22 protein-coding genes are annotated in these 21,214 nt (G+C 69.0%); 12 read left to right on the top strand and 10 right to left on the bottom strand.

Translation table 11 applies throughout. From position 1 onward, the window contains the following. Positions 1 to 184 precede the first annotated feature (184 nt). Together ACAM52_RS31470 and ACAM52_RS31465 are read left to right on the top strand one after the other, a co-directional pair. Positions 185 to 1,099: a LysR substrate-binding domain-containing protein gene (locus tag ACAM52_RS31470; protein WP_369645479.1), complete on the top strand. Its 915-nt coding sequence runs from the start codon at positions 185 to 187 to the stop codon at positions 1,097 to 1,099. A 52-nt stretch (positions 1,100 to 1,151) separates the two neighbouring features. Further along, positions 1,152 to 2,060 (top strand): ketopantoate reductase family protein, encoded by a 909-nt coding sequence (locus ACAM52_RS31465; RefSeq protein ID WP_369645478.1) that lies wholly within the window; start codon positions 1,152 to 1,154, stop codon positions 2,058 to 2,060. On the opposite strand, the gene gorA is transcribed toward ACAM52_RS31465, so the two are convergent. Continuing rightward, a complete protein-coding gene (gorA, locus tag ACAM52_RS31460; RefSeq protein ID WP_369645477.1) occupies positions 2,057 to 3,415 on the bottom strand; it encodes a glutathione-disulfide reductase in 1,359 nt (452 codons plus the stop codon). The two genes, ACAM52_RS31465 and gorA, sit on opposite strands and share 4 nt — an antisense overlap. Before the next feature lie 217 nt (positions 3,416 to 3,632). On the opposite strand from gorA, the gene ACAM52_RS31455 reads away from it, so the two are divergent. Both ACAM52_RS31455 and ACAM52_RS31450 read left to right on the top strand, forming a co-directional pair. After that, entirely contained in the window at positions 3,633 to 3,920 is a 288-nt protein-coding gene (locus ACAM52_RS31455) for a zinc ribbon domain-containing protein (protein WP_369645476.1), read from the top strand. A 74-nt stretch (positions 3,921 to 3,994) separates the two neighbouring features. Beyond that, positions 3,995 to 6,025, top strand: coding sequence for a PEP/pyruvate-binding domain-containing protein (locus ACAM52_RS31450; protein WP_369645475.1), 2,031 nt, complete (start codon positions 3,995 to 3,997; stop codon positions 6,023 to 6,025). A 19-nt stretch (positions 6,026 to 6,044) separates the two neighbouring features. On the opposite strand, the gene ACAM52_RS31445 is transcribed toward ACAM52_RS31450, so the two are convergent. Continuing rightward, the gene (locus tag ACAM52_RS31445; RefSeq protein WP_369645474.1) at positions 6,045 to 6,956 is read right to left on the bottom strand and encodes an MBL fold metallo-hydrolase; all 912 of its coding nucleotides are present in this window, start codon (positions 6,954 to 6,956) and stop codon (positions 6,045 to 6,047) included. A 106-nt stretch (positions 6,957 to 7,062) separates the two neighbouring features. Between ACAM52_RS31445 and ACAM52_RS31440 the strand changes: the two genes are divergently transcribed. From ACAM52_RS31440 to ACAM52_RS31430, 3 genes are read left to right on the top strand one after another with little or no spacing between them, the layout of a single operon-like run. Then, positions 7,063 to 7,386 carry an ArsR/SmtB family transcription factor gene (locus ACAM52_RS31440; RefSeq protein ID WP_369645473.1) on the top strand — a complete coding sequence of 108 codons (324 nt, stop codon included), beginning with the start codon at positions 7,063 to 7,065 and terminating at the stop codon, positions 7,384 to 7,386. A 2-nt stretch (positions 7,387 to 7,388) separates the two neighbouring features. After that, positions 7,389 to 7,829 carry a YeeE/YedE family protein gene (locus tag ACAM52_RS31435; RefSeq protein WP_369645472.1) on the top strand — a complete coding sequence of 147 codons (441 nt, stop codon included), beginning with the start codon at positions 7,389 to 7,391 and terminating at the stop codon, positions 7,827 to 7,829. 15 nt (positions 7,830 to 7,844) lie between these two features. After that, positions 7,845 to 8,285 (top strand): DUF6691 family protein, encoded by a 441-nt coding sequence (locus ACAM52_RS31430; protein WP_369630482.1) that lies wholly within the window; start codon positions 7,845 to 7,847, stop codon positions 8,283 to 8,285. Between the two features lie 14 nt (positions 8,286 to 8,299). Here ACAM52_RS31430 and ACAM52_RS31425 read toward each other — a convergent pair whose 3' ends face one another. The 3 genes from ACAM52_RS31425 to ACAM52_RS31415 all read right to left on the bottom strand — a co-directional run bounded on the left by ACAM52_RS31425 (position 8,300) and on the right by ACAM52_RS31415 (position 12,139). Then, positions 8,300 to 10,237, bottom strand: coding sequence for a TRAP transporter large permease subunit (locus tag ACAM52_RS31425; protein WP_095950263.1), 1,938 nt, complete (start codon positions 10,235 to 10,237; stop codon positions 8,300 to 8,302). Continuing rightward, positions 10,234 to 10,902 (bottom strand): TRAP transporter small permease subunit, encoded by a 669-nt coding sequence (locus ACAM52_RS31420; protein WP_369645471.1) that lies wholly within the window; start codon positions 10,900 to 10,902, stop codon positions 10,234 to 10,236. The genes ACAM52_RS31425 and ACAM52_RS31420 overlap by 4 nt, the downstream gene beginning before the upstream one ends. A gap of 127 nt (positions 10,903 to 11,029) precedes the next feature. Further along, positions 11,030 to 12,139, bottom strand: coding sequence for a TRAP transporter substrate-binding protein (locus ACAM52_RS31415; RefSeq protein WP_062478828.1), 1,110 nt, complete (start codon positions 12,137 to 12,139; stop codon positions 11,030 to 11,032). Between the two features lie 218 nt (positions 12,140 to 12,357). On the opposite strand from ACAM52_RS31415, the gene ACAM52_RS31410 reads away from it, so the two are divergent. Further along, positions 12,358 to 12,768: a rhodanese-like domain-containing protein gene (locus ACAM52_RS31410; protein ID WP_062478826.1), complete on the top strand. Its 411-nt coding sequence runs from the start codon at positions 12,358 to 12,360 to the stop codon at positions 12,766 to 12,768. Between the two features lie 15 nt (positions 12,769 to 12,783). On the opposite strand, the gene ACAM52_RS31405 is transcribed toward ACAM52_RS31410, so the two are convergent. Continuing rightward, on the bottom strand, positions 12,784 to 13,056 hold the full coding sequence (locus ACAM52_RS31405; RefSeq protein WP_062478823.1) for a DUF4242 domain-containing protein: 273 nt from the start codon (positions 13,054 to 13,056) through the stop codon (positions 12,784 to 12,786). A gap of 129 nt (positions 13,057 to 13,185) precedes the next feature. Here ACAM52_RS31405 and ACAM52_RS31400 point away from each other — a divergent pair, with 129 nt between their 5' ends. Continuing rightward, positions 13,186 to 14,139, top strand: coding sequence for an AraC family transcriptional regulator (locus ACAM52_RS31400; protein WP_369645470.1), 954 nt, complete (start codon positions 13,186 to 13,188; stop codon positions 14,137 to 14,139). 19 nt (positions 14,140 to 14,158) lie between these two features. Here the strand turns inward: ACAM52_RS31400 and lysM are convergent, their stop codons facing one another. Next, a complete protein-coding gene (gene lysM, locus ACAM52_RS31395) occupies positions 14,159 to 14,620 on the bottom strand; it encodes a peptidoglycan-binding protein LysM (RefSeq protein ID WP_062478819.1) in 462 nt (153 codons plus the stop codon). 134 nt (positions 14,621 to 14,754) lie between these two features. Here lysM and ACAM52_RS31390 point away from each other — a divergent pair, with 134 nt between their 5' ends. Then, positions 14,755 to 15,540 carry a type III pantothenate kinase gene (locus tag ACAM52_RS31390; protein WP_369645469.1) on the top strand — a complete coding sequence of 262 codons (786 nt, stop codon included), beginning with the start codon at positions 14,755 to 14,757 and terminating at the stop codon, positions 15,538 to 15,540. 27 nt (positions 15,541 to 15,567) lie between these two features. Here ACAM52_RS31390 and ACAM52_RS31385 read toward each other — a convergent pair whose 3' ends face one another. From ACAM52_RS31385 to ACAM52_RS31375, 3 genes are read right to left on the bottom strand one after another with little or no spacing between them, the layout of a single operon-like run. After that, positions 15,568 to 16,926, bottom strand: a complete 1,359-nt coding sequence (locus tag ACAM52_RS31385; RefSeq protein WP_369645468.1) for a serine hydrolase domain-containing protein — start codon at positions 16,924 to 16,926, stop codon at positions 15,568 to 15,570. Positions 16,927 to 16,973: 47 nt separating this feature from the next. Next, positions 16,974 to 17,789 carry a crotonase/enoyl-CoA hydratase family protein gene (locus tag ACAM52_RS31380; RefSeq protein WP_369645467.1) on the bottom strand — a complete coding sequence of 272 codons (816 nt, stop codon included), beginning with the start codon at positions 17,787 to 17,789 and terminating at the stop codon, positions 16,974 to 16,976. 40 nt (positions 17,790 to 17,829) lie between these two features. After that, a complete protein-coding gene (locus ACAM52_RS31375) occupies positions 17,830 to 18,678 on the bottom strand; it encodes a 3-hydroxybutyryl-CoA dehydrogenase (RefSeq protein WP_062478806.1) in 849 nt (282 codons plus the stop codon). Positions 18,679 to 18,858: 180 nt separating this feature from the next. Between ACAM52_RS31375 and purT the strand changes: the two genes are divergently transcribed. Continuing rightward, positions 18,859 to 20,061 carry a formate-dependent phosphoribosylglycinamide formyltransferase gene (gene purT, locus ACAM52_RS31370; RefSeq protein ID WP_369645466.1) on the top strand — a complete coding sequence of 401 codons (1,203 nt, stop codon included), beginning with the start codon at positions 18,859 to 18,861 and terminating at the stop codon, positions 20,059 to 20,061. 189 nt (positions 20,062 to 20,250) lie between these two features. Beyond that, entirely contained in the window at positions 20,251 to 21,192 is a 942-nt protein-coding gene (locus tag ACAM52_RS31365; RefSeq protein ID WP_369645465.1) for an alpha/beta hydrolase, read from the top strand. Positions 21,193 to 21,214 lie beyond the last annotated feature (22 nt).

Genomic DNA, 21,214 nt, shown 5'->3' with positions numbered 1-21,214 from the left:
GGTGTCTCCGAAGGTCTTGCGCACCCGGCATACTTTCCGGATGCTCTACTTTTTGCCCACGGCGGATTGCCGCGTTTCAGCGAATTCTAGGAAGCAGATGCACACTTATGGGTGAAAGTTGGATGACGACACTTGAGCAATCGGCAAGTGTTTTTCACACGACTTTCATCAACCGGAGCCAGGCATGAAACGCGACTGCCCCACCATCCAGGAACTGCTGGCCTTCGACGCCGTGGCGCGCCAGCAGAGCATCACGCTCGCGGCCGGCGCCCTGTGCATCACCGTGAGCGCCGTCAGCAAGCAGATCGCGGGGCTCGAGGCGTTCCTCGGCCGCGAGCTGCTGCAGAAGAACGGCCGCGGCGTGCAGCTCACGCCGCAGGGGCGCGTGTACTGGCAGAAGATCTCGGGCGGCCTGCGCGCCATCGAGACCGCGACCTTCGAGGCGCGCTCGGGCGATGCCGGCGCCGGCCTGCTCACGCTGGCCAGCGTGCCCACCTTTCTCACCAAGCGGCTCATTCCGCGCCTGCCGGCCTTCAGCCAGAAGAGCCGCCACGTGATGCTGAGCTTCAGCCGCCACCTGGAGCCCAGCGACGGCATCCCGGCCGGCGTCGATGCCGCCATCCGCTACGGCCCCGACGGCTGGCCCGGCGTGGTCTCCGAATACATCGCGGGGCGCGAGTTCGTGCTGATCGTGGCGCGCGCGCTGGTCGAGGGGCGCCACCGCATCGTGCAGCCCATCGACATCGTCGGCCACACCTTGCTGCACCACGAGGGCGCGCCCACCGCCTGGCGCCAGTGGGCCGCGCAGCACGGCGTGCCCGAGGTGCAGACCGTGGCCGGCCCGCGCTTCGCGCAGTACTCCGCGCTGATCCAGGCGGCGCTCAACGGGCTGGGCATCGGGCTCGTGCCGAAACTGCTGGTGCAGGAAGAGCTGGCCGAAGGCGCGCTGCTGAGCCCCTGCGGCACGCCGGTGCGCGTCGACCAGGGCCACTACCTGTGCTACCGGCCCGACCGCCTCGACCTGCCGGCCTTCGCGGCGTTTCGCGAATGGATCATGGACGAAGGGCAGAAGTCGCGCGGCGTGGAGACCGAGGCATGAAGCGGCCGTCTTCGCTACGCTCTGTCCACGGAACAACCAAGGAATCGAATCGATGAAAGTCGCAGTCATGGGTGCCGGCGCGGTCGGCTGTTACTACGGCGCCATGCTGGCGCGCACGGGCCACGAAGTCGTGCTGATCGGCCGGCCTTCGCATGTGGAAGCGGTGCGCGCGAACGGGCTGCGGCTGGAGACCCAGGCCTTCGATGAACAGGTGCGCCTCGAGGCCAGCACCGAAGCGGGCGCCGTGCAGGGCGCCGACCTGGTGCTGTTCTGCGTGAAGTCCACCGACACCGAATCGGCCGCCGCGCAGATCCAGCCGCACCTCGCGCCCGGCGCGCTGGTGCTCACGCTGCAGAACGGCGTCGACAACGACGCGCGCGTGCGCGCGGCGCTGCCGTCGCATGACGTGGCTGCCGCCGTGGTCTACGTGGCGACCGAGATGGCGGGGCCGGGCCATGTGAAGCACCACGGCCGCGGCGAGCTGGTGATCGCGCCTTCGCGCCGCAGCGAGGAGGTCGCGCAGGCACTGATCGCCGCCGGCGTGCCCACGCAGATTTCCGACAACGTGCGCGGCGCGCTGTGGGCCAAGCTGGTGCTCAACTGCGCCTACAACGCGCTGTCGGCCGTGTCGCAGCTGCCCTACGGCGAGCTCGTGCAGGGCACGGGCGTGACGGACGTGATCCGCGACGTGGTCGCCGAATGCCTCGCGGTGGCGAAGGCCGAGGGCGTGGTGATTCCGGGCGATGTCGACGCGGCGGTGCACGGCATCGCCCAGTCGATGCCCTCGCAGTATTCGTCGACCGCGCAGGACCTCGCACGCGGCAAGCGCAGCGAGATCGACCACCTCAACGGGCTGGTCGTGCGGCGCGGCGAGGCGCTGGGCGTGCCGACGCCGGCGAACCGGGTGTTGTTCGTGATGGTGAAGCTGCTCGAAGGCAAGCAGCCCCAGGCCGGCGGCTAGCCGGGCATGGGTTCGCGCATCGTCACGAACTCTTCGGCAGCGGTGGGATGGATGCCGATGGTGCTGTCGAACAGCGCCTTCGTCGCACCCGCGCGCATCGCCACCGCGAAGCCCTGCACCACCTCGCCCGCGTCCGCGCCCACCATGTGCAGGCCCACCACGCGGTCGCTCCTCTTGTCGACCACGAGCTTCATGAAGGTGCGCTCGCTGCGGCCCGAGAGGGTGTGGCGCAGCGACTTGAACTCGCTGGAGAACACGGTGACCTCGCCGAACTTCGCGCGCGCGTCGATCTCGCTGTAGCCGCAGGTGCCGATGTTGGGGTGGGTGAACACGGCGGTGGGAATGAACTCGTAGTCCATGCCGCGCTTGCCCTTGCCGAACAGCGCATCGACCACGACCATCGCCTCGGCCAGCGCCACAGGCGTGAGCTGCACGCGGGTCGACACGTCGCCCACCGCGTAGATCGACGGCGCCGAGGTGCGGTAGTGCGCGTCGACCGCGATGGCGCCCTTGGCGTCGAGCTTCACGCCCGCGGCCTCGAGGCCGAGGCCCTGCGTGTTGGGCACGCGGCCGGTGGCGAAGAGCACGGTGTCGGCCTCGATCTGCTGGCCGCGCGCGAGCGTGACCACGAGGCCGTCGGGGCCGCGCGCGATCGACGAGGCCTCGCAGTTCAGGCGCACGTCGACGCCGGCCTTGCCCATCTCGTTGGCCAGGAACTGGCGCACGTCGTCGTCGAAGCCGGTGAGCAGGTGGGCGCGGCGGTGCAGCTGCGTCACCTTGGACCCCAGGCCGTTGAAGATCGACGCGAACTCGCAGGCGATGTAGCCGCCGCCCACCACCAGCAGGCGCTTGGGGAACGGGTCGAGGTCGAACATCGCGTCGGAGGTCACGATGTGTTCGCGGCCCGGAATCTCGGGCACGAAGGGCGTGCCGCCGGTGGCCACCAGCAGGTGGCGCGCGGTGTGGCGCCTGCCTTCGATTTCCACCGTGTGGGCATCGACCAGCTGGGCCCAGCCGGTGACGAGCGTGACGCCCGAGTTCTTCAGCAGCGAGCCGTAGATGCCGTTGAGCCGGCTGATCTCCTTGGCGCGCTGGGCCTTGAGGTGCGCCCAGTCGAACTGCGGCGCCGACGGGAGCTTCCAGCCGTAGCCTTCGGCTTCCTCGAAAGACTCGGCATAGCCGGCCGCATAGCTGTAGAGCTTTTTCGGGATGCAGCCCACGTTGACGCAGGTGCCGCCGAGCTCGGCGGCCTCGGCCAGCGCGACGCGTGCGCCGGTCTGCGCCGCCATGCGCGCGGCGCGCACACCGCCGCTGCCGCCGCCAATGACGAAGAGGTCGAAATCGAATGGTTGCATGAGAAAGACGCTCCTTGCGGCCGACTGTAGCGGCGGGGCGGTGGCGGCGCTGCGGGTGCGGGCATGGCCGTGAAGCACCGCGGCCCGCGAGGGTCTTTGCCGGGGGGCGCTTGACCCTGAAGCTGCTTCAGGGAATCCACTGCAGTCAGGCCCGCGGGAATTCATCGCCACCGGCGACGTTGCCACCGGCCTGTTGCACGACGCAAGGGAGAAACACATGGGCATGCTGGAACGACTCTTCGGTGGACATGGCGGCGCGCGCCACGGCGGTGGTGGCGGGCACCACGGTTCGCAAGGTGGCCATGGGTATGGCCGCGACGCACCGCCGCCGCCACCCGGCGGCAGCGCCTGCCCGGCCTGCCGCGCGGTGAACGCAGCGGGTGCGCGCTTCTGCCAGCAATGCGGCACGTCGATGCTGCCCGCGGCCTGCCGGCAATGCGGCACGGCGTTGGCGCCCGGCGCGAAGTTCTGCGCGCAATGCGGCCAGTCGACACAGGCGACGTAGCGCGGCCGACACGCGAAAAATGGGGCGGGCCGCCAGCGAGAATCCGCGCTTGTCGGCAATGAAGGAGGAGCCCCATGAAGAACGATTCCAACAGGCAGAAGCAGAAGAAGAACGGCGCGGCACTGGCGTGGCTGCCGGTCCTGGCGCTGTGCGCGATGGCTGTCGCGCCCGCGCCGGCCGGCGCGCAGCTCGCGCGCAAGCCGTCGTACTACCAGCAGCAGAACCAGCCACAGCCCGAAGGCCCGGCCGCGCAACTCGTGCCGCGCCCCGCCGTGCCCGCCTCGCTGCCGGCGCTGCGCAGCCAGGGCGATTTCGACACGCTGGCGCGCGTCTACGACGCCGGCACGCCGATGCAGCTGGCCCATGTGCTGTTCGCGATCGACCGGCAGGCCAAACCGGCGCGCATGCACTACATCGACACGCCGCGCTTCCAGCTGCATGTGCGCTTCTTGCGCGACACGCGGCTCACGCCGAACACGGTCAAGCGCGAGATCGACCGCAACTACCTCGTGCCGGACCGCCGCTTCCTGTTCGGCACGCTGAGCTGGCAGCAGAACATCGGCACCTTCACCTACGAGTTCTGGGAAGGCGACCGGCTCACGGTGCCGCTGCTGCGCGAGGCCGAGGCGCAGGTGAAGGCCAGCTTCTTCGCGCCGGTGAAGTTCAAGACCAACTCCACGCTGCACGAGCGCATCGCGAAGGAGGCCGGCATCGACTTCGTGAGCCAGGAGGCGCTGATTCGCGAGCAGCCCTTCCTGCCGATGAACCTGGGCACCGCCACGGGTCGCGTGCGCATCGTGAACGACGCCTCGGGCCTGAATGCGCTGCTGCCTGACGACATCGCCGTGCTGCGCGAGGTGCCGATCAACCTGCCGCCGGTGGCCGGCGTGCTGACCGAGCGGCCGTCCACGGCGCTGTCGCACGTCAACCTGCTGGCCAAGGGCTGGGGCATTCCGAACGCCTACGTGCGCGATGCCGCCACGGTGCTGAAGGCGCACGCGGGCCAGTGGGTGGCGCTGAAGGTGGCGGCCTCGGGTTACCAGCTGCGCCGCCTCACGCCGGAAGAGATCGCCGCCTTGCCGCCGCGTGCCGCCGCCACCGGCGCGCTGCCCGGCAGCAAGGCCGCGAAGCCGGACCTGCGCGAGACGCGCCTGCTGCCCCTGGCCTCGCTGCGCGCGCGCCACAGCGTGCAATGCGGCTCGAAGGCGGCCAACCTCGGCGCGGTGTTGGCCGCGCGCATTCCCTCGACGACCGTGCCCGACGGCTTCTGCATTCCGTTCGCGCACTACGACCGCTTCATGCGGTCGAACGGGCTGGCCGAGCGCATCGCGCGCATGCAGCAGCAGCCGGGCTTCGCGGGCGACCCGCAGGTGCGGCAGAAGGCGCTGGCGCAGCTGCGCGACGAGATCGTGCAATGGCCCGTCGAGCCCGCCACCGCGGCAGCCTGGCGCGCGGCGTGGCAGGCGCAGCTGGGCGGGGGCGGCGTGTTCGTGCGCAGCTCGTCCAACTCGGAAGACCTGCCGGGCTTCAGCGGCGCGGGGCTTTACACCACGGTGCCCAACGTGAAGACCGGCGACGCGCTCGAGCTCGCGGTGAAGAAGGTGTGGGCCTCGGTGTTCAACCCCGAGGCCTGGGAGGCGCGCAGCGCCGCGGGCTTCGGCGCCGAGTCGGTGCTGATGGGCGTGTTCGTGCAGACCGCCATCGACTCGACCAACGCCGGCGTGATGATCACGCGCGACCCCTTCGACGCGGGCCATCCGCATGTGACGTACATCTCGGCCAAGCGCGGCATCGGCATCCGCGTGGTCGAGGGCAAGCGCGTGGCGGAGCAGGTGATGTACTCGAGCTGGTCCAAGGCCATCCAGGTGCTCAGCCGCTCGGCCGAAGAGACGGCGCTGCAGCTGGACAAGGACGGCGGCGTGAAGGAAGTGCCCGTGGAAGTGGGCCGCCACGTGCTGACCGATGAGCTGGTGGTGCGGCTCTCCGCCGTGGGCGCGGCGGTGAAGCGCACCTTCAACGCGGTCGACCAGGACATCGAGTGGGCGACGGTGGGCGACAAGATCGTGCTGCTGCAGGCGCGGCCGTATGTGGAGCGGCGGCGCTAGCTGACTGGCAGAGGCGCCCTCAGCCCGGCGTGGCGCGCGGGCGGTGGCCCGGCAGCGTGTTCAGCGGAATGCGCAGGTAAGCCACGCCGTTGTCGTCGGGCGGCGGCAGGCGGCCGCCGCGCACGTTGACCTGCATCGACGGCAGGATCAGCGTCGGCACTTCGAGCGTGGCGTCGCGCGCGGTGCGCATGCGCACGAACTCATCTTCGCCGATGCCGTCGCGCACGTGGATGTTGTGGGCGCGCTGCTGCGCCACCGTGCTCTGCCAGCGCGGCTCGCGCGTGGCGGGCGGGTAGTCGTGGCAGACGTACAGCGTGGTCTCGGGCGGCAGCGCGAGCAGCCGGCGCATCGAGCGGTAGAGCTCGCGCGCGTCGCCGCCCGGAAAGTCGGCGCGCGCGCTGCCCAGGTCGGGCATGAAGAGCGTGTCGCCGACGAAGACCGCGTCGTCCACGAGGTAGGCCATGTCGGCGGGTGTGTGGCCGGGCACGCGCAGGGCCTGCGCCTCGATCTCGCCGATCTGAAAGCGTTCGCCGTCCTTGAAGAGGTGGTCGAACTGGCTGCCGTCGGGCAGGAAGTCGCGCTCCAGGTTATAGAGGTGGCGGAACGTGGCCTGCACCGTGCGGATGTGCTCGCCGATGGCGATGCGCCCGCCGGCCTGCGACTGCACATGGCGCGCGCCCGAGAGGTGGTCGGCGTGCGCGTGGGTCTCCAGGACCCAGTCGACCTGCAGCGCCTGCGCGCGCACGTACGCCAGCAGGCGGTCGGCCGACGCGGTGTCGGTGTGGCCGGAGCGGAAGTCGTAGTCGAGCACCGGGTCGATGACGGCGGCGCGCTTCGTCGCATGGTCCCAGACCACGTAGGACACCGTGCCCGTCGCGGGATCGAAGAAGGCCTGGGTGGTGGCGCGTGGGGGCATGGCGGTCGGGGTCATCGGCGCTCCTTCTGCGGTGCCTGGAGGCCAGGCACTCATTCAATCAGTCAAGCGACAAATATTATATGAATTCATATAATGTTATTTCGCGAACTGTCATCCCCCCATGAAGACCTCGACCCACGCCATCGACCCCCAACTGCTGCGCAGCGCCGCCGGCCAGGCCGTCGCCGTGCTCAAGCTGCTGGCCCACGAGGCCCGGCTGCTGCTGCTGTGCCAGCTCTCGCAGGGCGAGATGTGCGTGAGCGACCTCGAGAGCACGCTGGGCATCCGCCAGCCCACCCTGTCGCAGCAGCTGTCGGTGTTGCGCACCGAAGGCGTGGTGGACACCCGCCGCGAGGGCAAGAACATCTACTACCGCGTGGCCGACCCGGCCCTGCTCGAGATCCTGGCGGTGCTGTACCGCCTCTACTGCCCGAAGGAGAACTGAAGATGCCCACCATCGACTGGCCTCATTTCACGCCCTGGGCCGCACTGGCCGGCGGCGTGCTCATCGGACTTTCCGCCGCGATGTTCGTGCTGCTCAACGGGCGCATCGCCGGCGTCAGCGGCGTGCTGGGCGGCTTGCTGCGCCCCATGAAGGGCGACATGGCCTGGCGCGCGGCCTTCGTGCTCGGGCTGGTCGGCGCACCGCTCGTCTACGGGCTGTTCGCCGTGCTGCCCGCGGCGCAGATCGACGCGGGCTACGGCACGCTCGCAATCGCCGGCCTGCTGGTGGGCGTGGGCACGCGCTACGGCGCGGGCTGCACCAGCGGCCACGGCGTGTGCGGGCTGGCGCGGCGCTCGCCGCGCTCGCTGGCCGCCACGGTGGCTTTCATCGCCGCAGGGGTCGCCACGGTGTTCGTGATGCGCCATCTGCTGAACCTGTCGTGAACCGGGAGACCTGCCATGTGGACCGCCATTGCTTCCTTGCTCGCCGGCCTTGTCTTCGGGCTCGGCCTCATCGTCTCCGGCATGGCCAACCCGGCCAAGATCCTGGGTTTTCTTGACGTGGGCGGGGCCTGGGACCCGTCGCTCGCCTTCGTGATGGCCGGCGCGGTGGCGGTGAGCACCGTCGGCTTCCTGCTGGCCGGCCGTCGCAAGGCGTCGCTGCTCGGCGGGCCGCTCACGCTGCCCAGCCTGCGCCACATCGACCGCCGCCTGGTCGGCGGCAGCCTGCTGTTCGGCGTCGGCTGGGGCATCGCGGGCTTCTGCCCCGGCCCCGCGCTGGTCTCGCTCGGCACGGGCGAGGTCAAGGCGCTGGTCTTCGTGGGCGCCATGCTGCTGGGCATGGGCCTGTTCGAGCTGCTCGAGCGCCGCCGCTTCGCGCGGCGCCCGGCCTCAGCCTGAGAAGGCGCGCGCGTTCAGCCGTACAGGTACTGCGGCAGCCACAGCGTCAGCCCCGGCCAGATGTACATGAACACCATGCACAGGATGACGATCAGCATGTACGGCATCATCCCCGCGAAGATCTGGTTGATCGTCACGTGCGGCGGCGACACCCCCTTCAGATAGAAGGCCGACATCGCCACCGGCGGTGACAGGAACGCCGCCTGCAGGTTCACGAACACCAGCACGCCGAACAGCAGCGGATCGATCTGGAAGTGCGCCAGCAGCGGCAGGAAGATGGGCACGAAGATCACGATGATCTCGGTCCACTCCAGCGGCCAGCCCAGCACGAAGATGATCGCCTGCGACAGCAGCAAAAACTGCAGCGGCGACAGGTTCATGCTCAGCACCCACTCCTCGACGATGCGCTGGCCGCCCAGCAGCGCGAACACCGCCGAGAACAGCGCCGAGCCGACGAAGAGCCAGCAGACCATCGAGGTGGTCTTGAGCGTGAGGAACACCGCTTCCTTGATCTTCTTGAAGTTCAGCGTGCCAGCCTGCCACGCCATCAGGAAGGCACCGGCCGCGCCGACCGCCGCCGATTCGGTGGCGGTGGTGATGCCGAACAGGATCACGCCCAGCACCACCAGCGTGAGCGTGGCCAGCGGCATCACCGACGACACCAGCATGCGCAAAATTTCGAACTGCTCCGCATCCATGCGCCAGTAGTACCAGCCCAGCAGCGCGAGCGTGAAGAGGCAGGCCACCCAGAAGCCGGTGTAGAAGGCATCGGGCACCGCCGCGGTCTTGGGTGCCTCGACCGCGTCGCCCAGCTGCTGCAGGCCACCTTCACCGGCAGGGGCTGCGGCGGGCTCGCTGCCCGGAGGTTCCTCGACGCCGCCGGGGGGCTCCTGCAGGCCGCTGCCTTCGGTGGTGTTCGCGGGTTCGTCGGTGCTCGGCGGCTCGGCCAGACCGGTGCCTGACGGCTCGGCTGCAGCCGGCGCGGCGGCTGCGGGCTCGCCGGTCTTCTGCGTCGCCTGCTGCGTGGCCACCGGGGCGGCCGCGTTGTTGTCCTTCTGCGAGTAGATGGTCACGTACCACCACACCGAACCCAGCGTGACGGCGGCCAGCGCCAGCGGCACCAGCGCGCTCAGCAGGCCTCGCAGCAGCATCCACCAGCTCAGGCGCACGCCCTCGACCGCGCCGCGCAAGGCACGCCCCGGCGCCACCACGGCCGCGGCGAGCGCGGGCAGCATGCGCGGGGAGTAACTGGCCGCGAGATGGGCCACCCAGGGCGTGATGGGGGCACGCTGCTGGTCGATCGGCATCTTGGGCGCCACCTTCGGTTGCAGCACGGCCCAGCCGATCACGTAGATCAGGTACAGCAGGGCGAGGAAGAAGCCCGGGAACATCGCCGCCGCATAGAGCTTGACCACCGACTGCCCGGCCACGGCCGCGTACACGATGATCATCACCGAGGGCGGAATGAGGATGCCCAGCGTGCCGCCGGCCGTGATCACGCCGGCCGCCAGGCGCGTGTCGTAGCCCGCGTTGAGCATCGGGCGCATCGCGATCACGCCCATCAGCACCACCACCGCGCCCACCAGGCCGCTCGCAATGCCCCAGAAGGTGCACACGATGAGCGTGGTCACCGCCAGCGAGCCCGGCACGCGGCGGAAGGCGAGCTGCACGCTGTGGAACATCTTGTCGACGAGCGCGCCGCGCTCCATCACGTAGCCCATGAGCACGAAGAGCGGGATGGACAGCAGTGTCTCGTTGGTCATGGCCCCGAAGGCGCGCTGCACCATCAGGTCGAAGACCTTGTTGTCGAGCCAGGGCGAGGCGGGGTCGTAGAAGGCGATGAAGCCGAAGAACATGCCCAGGCCCATCAGCGTGAACGCCGTGGGAAAGCCGAGCATGATCACGAAGACGATCAGGCCCAGCATCAGCAGGCCGAGTGCGGGTTCGCTCATGCTGCGCCTCCCGTCGTGTCGCTCTTGCGCTGCTGCGCAGCCTGTTCGATGGCGTGGGCCTTCTCGATCACCTCGCGCTTGTCGGCCTCGTTCACGTAGCTGCTGCTGGCGAGCTGGTCGCCGACCACGTCCATTTCTTCCGCGTCCTTCAGGCGCGGCGTCCACACGCCGGTCTTCAGGCACAGCATGCAGCGCACCATCTCGGCGAGGCCCTGCACCAGCAGCACCGCGCCGGCCACGGGGATCACGAACTTGAAGGGGTACACCGGGATGGGGTCGGCGTTGAAGGTCTGTTCGCGCATCGCGAGCGATTCACCGAAGTAGGTCCAGCCCGACCAGGTGAGCGCCACCACGCCGGGCAGGAAGAAAACCGCGAACAGCACGAGGTCGAGCGCGGCCTGCGTGCGCGGCTTCATGCTGCCGTAGAAGAAATCGCCGCGCACATGGCCGGCCTGAGAGAGCGTGTAGGCACCGCCCATCATGAAGAGCGTGCCATACAGCATGTTGTTGGCATCGAAGATCCAGGCCGTGGGCGCGTTCAGCGCATAGCGCTTGAACACCTCGCCGCACACCAGCAGCATCAGCGCGACGATGAGCCACGAGAAGGTCTTGCCCACGACCATGCTGAACCGGTCGACGGCGTGGAGGAAGCGTTGGATGGTCATGGCGGCAGCAGCATGGGCGAGGCCCGTTCATGGAACACCGTGGCGCCGGCGATGCCGGGCCACCGGTGTTGCCCCCTGTGCGGGGGGAAGGCGCGCGCAGGAACGACGTGCGCGCCGACGGGAAGCATCAGCTCTTCTTTTTCCCGAAGTAGTGGTTGTAGGCCATCTTGAAGTCGACGCCGTAATCGTTCTGCCACTGCAGCGCACGCTCGGCGAACACGCGCTGCGACTCCAGCACCTTCTTGAAAAGTGGGTTCTCGCCGGCCTTCTTTTCCACCGTCTTGTCCCAGGCCGCGAGCTGGGCGCGCAGCACGGCGTCGGGCGTCTTGTAGAACTTGATGCCGGCCTTCTTCATGTCGGCATAGTCCTGCGAGTTGCGCTGCACCGCCTTCCAGCTCATGTCGGCGCTGGCGGCCTGCACGGCGTAGTCGATGATGGAGCGCAGCTCCTGCGGCATGGCGCTGTACTTGCCCTTGTTGAACAGCACCTCGAACTGTTCACCCGACTGGTGGAAGCTCTGCAGCATGCAGTTCTTCACCACGTCGGGGAAGCCCAGCACGCGGTCGCTCGAGGCGTTGTTGAACTCGGCCGCGTCGATCAGGCCGCGGTCCAGCGCGGGCACGATCTCGCCGCCAGGCAGCGGGTTCACCGCGGTGCCCATCTCGGTGAACATGTCCACGGCCAGGCCCACGGTGCGGAACTTCAGGCCCTTCATGTCCTCGACCTTGGCCACCGGCTTCTTGAACCAGCCCAGCGGCTGCGTGGGCATGGGGCCGTACAGGTACGACACCACTTCCATGTTCAGGCTCTTGTAGATCTCGTCGAGCAGCGCCTTGCCGCCGCCGTAGTTGTGCCAGGCCAGCACGGTGTTGGCGTCCATGCCGAAGCCGGGGCCCGACCCCCACAGCGCCAGCGCCGAGTTCTTGCCGTAGTGGTAGGCCACCACGCCGTGGCCGCCGTCCAGCGTGCCCTTGTTCACCGCTTCGAGCAGCTGGAAGGCGGGCACGACGGCGCCCGAGGGCAGCACCTCGATCTTCAGGCGCCCGCCCGCCATGTCGTTCACCTTCTTGGCGAAGTCGTTGGCGTACTCGTGGAAGATGTCCTTCGCCGGCCAGGTGCTCTGGAAACGCAGCGACGTGGTTTGGGCCATGCTGACCATCGGCGCGGACATCGCGCCTGCGGCCACCGCCGCGCCCTTGAGAAGGCTGCGACGGCGGGGCGATTTGCTGTCTGTCATGTGTCTCTCCATATAGTTCTCTGACCGGAACACCCAGGCCGTCGTCTTCACGTTATGGTTTCGACTGGCCGCTACCGCCATCTTTGGCGCGCCACACCTTGTGACAAACAGGGTTTTCACGAACCGGTGAAAAATTCCATCATCCGGCGTGCAGATCGATCGCCCGCAGCCGCCAAAGGCTCCGGGCTTACCCTAGAGATTCGAGAGAGAAAGCAACCATGAGTGAACCCGTTGGAGAAAAAGGCTACGCCGGCGACGTGACGCCCGAGCAGGCGGCGCAGTGGATGGCGAGCGGCGAGGCCGTGCTGGTGGACGTGCGCACCGACGCCGAGCGCGAGTGGGTCGGCTACGTGCCCGGCGCCGTGCCGCTGGCCTGGAAGCAATGGCCGGGCATGGCGATCAACCCGGCGTTCGACGACGGCGTGCGCGCCGCCGCGGAGGGCGGCAAGAAGCTGGTGCTGCTGTGCCGCAGCGGCGTGCGCTCGATCGCCGCGGCGAAGCGGGCGACCGAGCTGGGCGCGCAGGCCTACAACATCCTCGAAGGCTTCGAGGGCAACCCGGACGAGAACGGGCACCGCGGGTTGACCGGTGGCTGGCGCCGGCGCGGGCTGCCCTGGCGCCAGAACTAGAGCGCGCCGCGCGCCTCACTCGGCCGTGGCCGGGTCGATCACGCTGTACACCCGGTCCACGCGGTTGGCCGGGAAGCCACCGAGCTCCGCGTGCCGGCGCACGAGGGCCTCGTCGGTGGCCTGGTAGACGCAGTAGATCCGGTCGTCGCTCACGTAGCTGTGGATCCACTGGATGTCGGTGCCCATGCTGCTGAGCACGCCGCAGGATTTTTGCGAGATGGCTTTCAGGTCCGCCGCGGTGAACTGGCCGGCGCCGGGGATCTCTCGCTCGATGACGAACTTGGGCATGGCGGTACTCCTGTCTAGAATCGGTCGAAGGCGACCAGGACCTATGGTGCCGACGCGAAGCCGTCCTGTATTGCCCGTCTCGCCGGACTTGTTGTCCGGAACCCCGCCCTCGCTAGCCGGGAGGTGACCATGGATGTCTTGTCGGACGTGCTGCGGACCATCCGCCTGGAGGGCGCGCTGTTCCTGAACGGGGACATGTATGCACCCTGGTGCTTCAAGGTACCCAGAGGCGCGGACATCGCGCAGGTGCTCAAGCCCGGCGCACAGCGCCTGGCCATCTGCCACCTCGTGCTGCAAGGCGAATGCTGGGCCCAGGTCGAAGGCGAGGCGCCGGTGCGCGCGCACGCCGGCGACGTGATCGCCGCGCCGCATGGCGACTCGCATGTGCTGGGCAGCGGCTTGCAGCATGCGGCGGTGGACATGTCGCATGTGGTGAGTCCGCGAGCGCCCGAGCTGGCGCGCGTGCGCTACGGCGGCCAGGGCGACCGCACCTTGCTGGTCTGCAGTTGGTTCGCGTACGAAGGCGACGCGCCCAACCCCGTCATGGCGAACATCCCGCGCCTGTTCACCACGCCCTTGCGCAGCAGGCCGGCAGGCCCGTGGATCGAGCAGTCGGTCAACTTCGTCCTGGGGGATGCGGCTTCGCACACGCCCGGTTCGGAGATGGTGGCCGCGAAGGTGGCGGAAGTGCTGTTCACCGAAGTGCTGCGCGGCTACATCGAATCCATGCCCGCCAACAACCCGGGCTGGCTGGCGGGCCTGCGCGACCCCCACGTGAGCCGCTGCCTGGCGCTGATGCACGCCGAGCCCGCGCGCAACTGGACGGTCGATGCGCTGGCGCAGGAAATCCACGTCTCGCGCAGCGTGCTGGCGGACCGCTTCACCGAACTGGTGGGCGCGCCGCCCATGCATTACCTGGCGCGCTGGCGCATGGTCCTGGCCGCCGGCATGCTGCGCAAGGACCAGGGCAACCTGGCGCGCATCGCCGAAGGCGTGGGCTACGAATCGGAAGCCGCTTTCAACCGCGCGTTCAAGCGCGAGTACGGCGTGTCGCCAGGGGCCTGGCGGCACAACGGCGCCTAGCGCGGCGCCGTTGCGGGGATCAGAGTGCCGGAATGCGCAGCTTCTGTCCCGGATAGATCTTGTCGGGGTGCGACAGCATCGGCTTGTTCGCCTCGAAGATCGCGTTGTACTTGTTGGCGTCGCCGTAGTACTTCTTCGAGATGGCCGAGAGCGTGTCGCCGCGCACCACGTCGTGGTACTGGGCGGGCGGTGCGGCCGGGGCGACGAGGTTGTTGTCCACGCTCGTGACGTTCGCCACGTTGCCCGCGGCGAGCGCGGCTTTCTCGCTGGCTTCCTGCGAGGGCGCCTGGCCCGCGAGGGTGACGACGCCGCTGCTGGCGGTGTAGGTCACTTCCAGTCCGGTGAGGCCGAGGTTCTGGGTCTCGATGTAGGTCTTGATGGCCGCGGCAGCTGCCGTGTTCGCATCGGGCGTGGCCGCCTGGGCCGACGAGCCGCCGAACAGTTTTTCACCGGCTTCCTTGATGAAGCTGAGCAATCCCATGGTTTTCTCCTTGTGCCGTGGTGGATGGAAAAGGCGAATGTAGCGGCGGAACCGGGACCCTCCGCGTAGGCCCGCGCCGCGACTGTCAAAGAGGCGCCAGCAGGAATAACAACAAAGTCGCAATAATCGCGCGCATGTCTTCCCCCTTCCTCGCCATCGACATCGGCAACACCCGGCTCAAGTGGGCGCTTTACGAGGGGGCCTTCCCCGGTGCGGCACTGCAGGCCCATGGTGCCGAGTTTCTCGACCACATCGAACGCCTGGCCGACGGCCCCTGGGCCGACCTGCCGGCGCCCGGTTCCATGCTGGGCTGCGTCGTGGCCGGCGACACCTTGCGGCGGCGCGCCGAAGAGCAGATCACCGAACGCTTCGACTGCGCCCCGCGCTGGGTGGTGTCGAGCGCGGGCGAGGCCGGCATCGTCAACGGCTATGACCATCCGACGCGGCTGGGCGCCGACCGCTTCGTGGCCATGGTCGGCGCGCGCCACCGCATGCTGTCGCAGGGGCCCGAGCGGCCGATGGTGGTGGTGCTGATCGGCACGGCCGTCACCGTGGAGGCGATCGATGCCAGCGGCAAGTTTTTGGGCGGCCTGATCCTGCCGGGCCACGGCATCATGTTGCGCGCGCTCGAGTCGGGCACGGCGGGCCTGCACGTGCCCACCGGCGAGGTGCGCGAATTTCCCACCAACACCAGCGACGCGCTGACCAGCGGCGGCACCTACGCCATCGCGGGTGCGGTCGAGCGCATGGTGCAGCACGTGCGCTCGCACTGCGGCGCCGAGCCGGCCTGCTTCATGACCGGCGGCGCGGGCTGGAAGATGGCGCCCGCCATGAACGGAGATTTCGAACTGGTCGAGAGCCTGATCATGGATGGCCTGCTTGTCATCGCGAAGGCACGGGCCCCGGCGGCGGCCGGCTGACCCGCCTTCCTTCTTCTCACCGCCTCATCAGGGCTCAGGCTTCATCAGCGCCTCGCCCATGGCCTGGAAGGCGGGCAGGGTGAGCGGGTCGTTGCCCGCGTTCGCGGCGATCGGGTGCGCGGCGTAGCGCACGATCACCATCTCGGCCTTCGGGTCGACGTAGATGCTCTGGCCGTGAATGCCGCGCGCCATGTACGCGCCGTGCGGGTTGTGCGAGACCCACCACATGTTCCGGTAGCTCCAGCCCGGCAGCAGCGCATAGCCCGCCTTCGCGAACTTCGCCGGATCGGCGCCGCGCTGGATGTCGTCGACCACGGCCTTGGCGATCGCCTGCTGCCCGTTGGGCGCGCGTCCGCCGTTGCGCAGCGTCTCGCCGAAGCGCGCGATGTCGCGCAGCACGGTGTTCAGGCCGCCGCCGCCCGACTCGGTGCCGATGCGGTCGACCATGAAATACGCGTCCTGCTCGGCGCCGATGCGGCGCCAGATCTTCTCGCTCAGCAGGTCGGCCAGCGAGCGGTTGGACGCGCGGCGCACGATCCAGGCCAGCACCTCGGCGTTGACCGTCTTGTAGGCAAAGGCGTCGCCGTGCGTGCCTTCCTTCTTGAGCGTGGCCAGGAATTCGTAGAACGACTTCGGGCCCGTGTAGTTGGCGCCCTGGGTGAGCATGCCGCCGGCGCGCGCATAGTCCCAGACCTCGGCCTTCGGATCGGCGTAGTTCTCGGAGTAGCGCACGCCGATGGTCATGTCCATCACCTGGCGCACGGTGGCGTCGCCGTAGGCCGTGTCCTTGAGCTCGGGCAGGTACTTGGTGACCGGCGCCGACGGGTCGAGCGTGCCTTCCTGCGCGAGGATGGCCGCCAGCGTGCCCACGAAGGACTTGGTGACCGACATCGCCAGGTGCGGCCGCTCGGGCGTGAGCGCGCCGAAGTACTTCTCGTAGACCACCTGGCCGCGGTGCAGCACCAGGATGCCGTCGGTGTAGGTGCGCGCGATCATCTGGCCGAAGGTCTGCGCCTCGCCGCCGCCCATGGGCTGGAAGCGCACGGCCTCGATGTCGAAGCGGGGCTTGGCCGCCGGCAGCGGGCTGGCGGCGCCGGGGCCGCGCCACACGTTGGCCGTGGGCACCGTCTCGCGCACGTGCGAGAAGCTCCAGCGGATGCGCGGGTACACGCCGCCGACCGGGTTGTCGAAGGTGATCTGCTTGTCGGGCGGCGGCGGAAAGCCCTGCATCCAGCCCAGCGCCTCGACCGAGGTGGCGGCGGGATCAGGCAGCGCGGGCGCCGGCGGGGTCTGGGCGAGGCTGGTGTTCACGGCAAGAAGGGTGAAGGCGGCGGCCAGCGCCGTGCGTTGAAAGAAGAGAAACGGCGACACAGAAGAAGAGGGCATGCAACGGGCTCCAGTGGACGACAGAAACGGAACGGAAATCAACAGCCTCAGCGGCCGCTGAAACGCGCAGGCCGGCGCTCGATGAAGGAGCGCACGCCCTCGGCCGCGTCCTCGCTGTTCGACAGGCGTTTCTGCGTCTCGATGAATTCCGCCACGGCCGCCAGCGGCCCGTGTTCGATCGCCTTGAGCACGTTGAGCCGCGTGGCCTGCACGGCCAGCGGCGCCTGGGCCGCGATGCGCTGCGCGATCTGCAGCGCTTCGTCCAGCTCCTGGCCGGCCGGCACAACCTTCTGCACGAAGTTCAGGCGATAGGCCTCGGCGCTGTCGAATTCGTCGGCCGTGAGCAGGTGCAGCATCGCGTTGCCCAGCCCCGCGCGCTCGGCCATGCGCAGCGTGGCGCCGCCCGTGGCCATGATGCCGCGTTGCACTTCCATCTGCGAGAAGCGGCAGTTGTCGGCCGCCACCACGATGTCGGCGCCCAGCATGAGCTCGATGCCCACCGTGAAGCAGATGCCCTTCACGGCCGCGACCATCGGCTTGGTGCGGCGGCGGTAGCCCTCCAGGCCGAAGTCGTGCGGCTCCACCAGCCCGGCCGGGATCGCCTTTTCGCCGCGCTTCATGTACTCGGTGACCGCCGGCAGGTCCAGGCCCGCCGTGAAGTGGTCGCCGAAGGCATGCAGCACGCCCACGTGCAGGCTCGGGTCGTCGTCCAGCCGCGTGTAGGCCTCGGCCAGCTGCTTGAACATCGGCGGCGTCCAGCCGTTGCGCTTGGCGGGGCGGTTGATGCCGATCAGCAGCACGTGGTCGAGCACCTGGGTGTCGATGCAGCCTTCGGCGGGTGGGGTGGTGGGGGTCGCAGTCATCGGTCTTGTCTCCTTGTTGTTGTCGTCGTGGCGCTGCGGATCAGTACGTGTAGACGCCGCGGCCGGTCTTGCGGCCCAGCTGGCCGGCGGCGACCATTTCCTTGAGCAGCGGGCAGGGGCGGTATTTGGAATCGCCGAACTGCTCCAGGTACACCTCCATCACGGCCAGGCACACGTCCAGGCCGATCATGTCGGCCAGCGCCAGCGGGCCGATGGGCTGGTTGCAGCCCAGCTTCATGCCGGCGTCGATGTCCTCGGCCGTGGCCAGGCCCTCGGCCAGCACGAAGAAAGCCTCGTTGATCATCGGCACCAGGATGCGGTTGACCACGAAGCCCGGCGCGTTCTTCACCGTGATGGGCGACTTGCCCAGCTTCTCGGCCAGCGCCTTCACCGCGTCGTGCGTGGCGTCGCTCGTGAGGTAGCCGCGGATCAGCTCCACCAGCGCCATCATCGGCACCGGGTTGAAGAAGTGCATGCCGATGAAGCGGTCGGCGCGCGAGGTGGCGGCGGCCAGCTGCGTGATCGAGATCGACGAGGTGTTCGACGCGATGATCACCTCGGGGCCCACCAGCTCGTCCACCTGCTTGAGGATCTTGAGCTTGAGCGCGTGGTTCTCGGTGGCGGCCTCGATGACCAGCTGCGCACCCTTCAGGTCGTTGTAGTCGGTCGAGCCCTTGATCAGCGCCAGCGCCGCGGCCTTCTGCTCGGCCGTGAGCTTTTCCTTCTTGATCAGGCGGTCGAGGCTGCCCGAGATGGTGGCGATGCCCTTGTCGACGGCGGCCTGGGCCACGTCGATCATCACCACGTTGACACCCGACACCGCGCAGGCCTGGGCGATGCCGTTGCCCATGGTGCCGGCGCCGATGATGCCCACAGTCTGAATCGTCATGAAAAATGCTCCTTGAAACAAAAAAAGAAAATCGGAGGCGAGGCGGGCGCAAGGCCGCCGTCGCGCAATGGCGGTCATTGTGAATCAGCCCGGAGGGGCCGCCGTTCCCGTGGGCGACACCGGCCCGGGGTGGCTTACAGTGCTGCGATTGTTTTCAACCCCATTTTTTCGAGCCCTCGCATGACCACCCTCGGCACCCCCCTGTCCCCTTCCGCCACCCGCGTGATGCTGCTCGGCTCCGGCGAGCTCGGCAAGGAGGTGCTGATCGCCCTGCAGCGCCTGGGCGTCGAGACCATCGCCGTCGACCGCTACGAGAACGCCCCCGGCCAGCAGGTGGCGCACCACGCGCGCACCATCACCATGAGCGACCCCGAGCAGCTCAAGGCGCTGATCGAGGCCGAGAAGCCCACGCTGGTGGTGCCCGAGATCGAGGCCATCGCCACGCCCATGCTGCAGCAGCTGGAAGACGCGGGCGTGGTGCGCGTCATTCCCACGGCCCGCGCCGCCCGCCTCACGATGGACCGCGAAGGCATCCGCCGCCTGGCGGCCGAGACGCTGGGCGTGCCGACCAGCCCCTACAAGTTCTGCGACTCGCTGGCCGAGCTGCAGGCCGCCATCGACGGCGGCATCGGGTATCCCTGCATCGTCAAGCCCGTGATGAGCAGCTCCGGCAAGGGCCAGAGCAAGATCGACGGCCCCGCCGATGTGCAGAAGGCCTGGGACTACGCCATGGCCGGCGGCCGCGTGAGCCATGGCCGCGTGATCGTCGAGGGCTTCATCGACTTCGACTACGAGATCACGCTGCTGACCGTGCGCGCGAAAGACGCGGCGGGCGCCGTCGAAACCAAATTCTGCGACCCGATCGGCCACGTGCAGGTCAGCGGCGACTACGTGGAAAGCTGGCAGCCCCACCCCATGGCACCGGCCGCATTGCAGAAGGCCCAGCAGATCGCGCAGGCCGTCACGGCCGACCTCGGTGGCCAGGGCCTGTTTGGCGTCGAGCTGTTCGTGAAGGGCGACGAGGTCTGGTTCAGCGAGGTCAGCCCGCGCCCGCACGACACCGGCATGGTCACCATGGCCACGCAGTGGCAGAACGAGTTCGAGCTGCACGCGCGCGCCATCCTCGGCCTGCCGGTCGACACCTCGCTCAAGAGCCCGGGCGCCAGCGCCGTGATCTACGGCGGCGTCGACGCCACCGGCATCGCCTTCGACGGCGTGGCCGAGGCGCTGCAGGTGCCGGGCAGCGACATCCGCCTGTTCGGCAAGCCCGAGAGCTTCGTCAAGCGCCGCATGGGCGTGGCGCTGGTGCATGCGGCCGACACCGACACGGCCCGCCAGCTCGCCAAGGAAGCCGCTTCGCGCGTGAAGCCGCGCACGGCCTGAGCGTTCGAGTTCTCCGGGTGAACCCGCGAGCCGGGCCCCGGTAGCCAGTTTTCGCAAGCGACCCCGCAGCGGTGCGGGCATGGTGCGGGTCTTGTCGCCAGGACGCCGGTCGGGTGCGGGTGCATGCGGATAGCCCGCAGGCGCCCCGCCCTCCACACTGAGCGCTCCGTTCGATTCACCGGAGACACCATGCTGCATCCCCAGGCGCGCGCCTTGCTGGATTTCATCGAAGCGCGCGGCATTCCGCCGACCCACACCCTGTCGCCCGCCGACGCGCGGGCCTACTACCGCGAGCGCCGCACCGCCACGCAGCCGCTGCCGGCCGAGGTCGCCGAGGTGCGCGACCTCGCCGCCGACGGGCCGCACGGCACCATTGCGGTGCGGCTGTACAAGCCGCTCGGCGCAGGCCCGGGCCCGCTGCCCGTGCTCGTGTACTACCACGGCGGCGGCTGGGTCATCGGCGACCTCGACACGCACGACGTGCTGTGCCGCGAGCTGGCCAACGGCGCGGGCTGCGCGGTGGTCGCGGTCGACTACCGCATGGGCCCCGAGCACCGCTTTCCCACCGCCGTGGACGATGTGCTCGCCGCCACGCGCTGGGTGCGCCGCGAAGCCGCCGCGCTGGGGCTCGACGCGAGCCGCCTCGCGGTGGGCGGCGACAGCGCGGGCGGCAACCTCGCGGCCGTGGCGTCGATCGCCGCGCGCGATGCGGGCGACCTGCCGATCGTGTTCCAGCTGCTGATTTACCCGGCCACCGACATGCGCCGCGGCCATCCGTCGCACCAGGCGAACGGGCAGGGCTACCTGCTCACGCGCGACACGATGACCTACTTCCACGACCACTACATCACCGACGCGAAGCACGACCTCGACTGGCGCGCCTCGCCGCTGCTGCACACCAACCTGTCGGGCCTGCCGCCGGCGCTCGTGCTCACCGCCGGCTACGACCCGCTGCGCGACGAAGGCGCGGCCTACGCCGAGGCGCTCACGGCCGCCGGCAACCGCGCGAACTACGTGTGCTTCGAGCGCCAGATCCATGGCTTCATCACCATGGGGAAGGTGCTCGACGAGGCCCACACCGCCGTCGCGTTGTGCGCGGCGGAACTGCGCCGCGCGTTCGCGCCGGCCTAGGGAAAGTCCCCGCGCAAATGGA

This window comes from Variovorax sp. V118, assembly GCF_041154445.1.
Taxonomy (GTDB): domain Bacteria; phylum Pseudomonadota; class Gammaproteobacteria; order Burkholderiales; family Burkholderiaceae_C; genus Variovorax; species Variovorax boronicumulans.
Note: the sequence above shows the minus strand (reverse complement) of the source record. Positions and strands in the feature narration are given on the sequence as shown.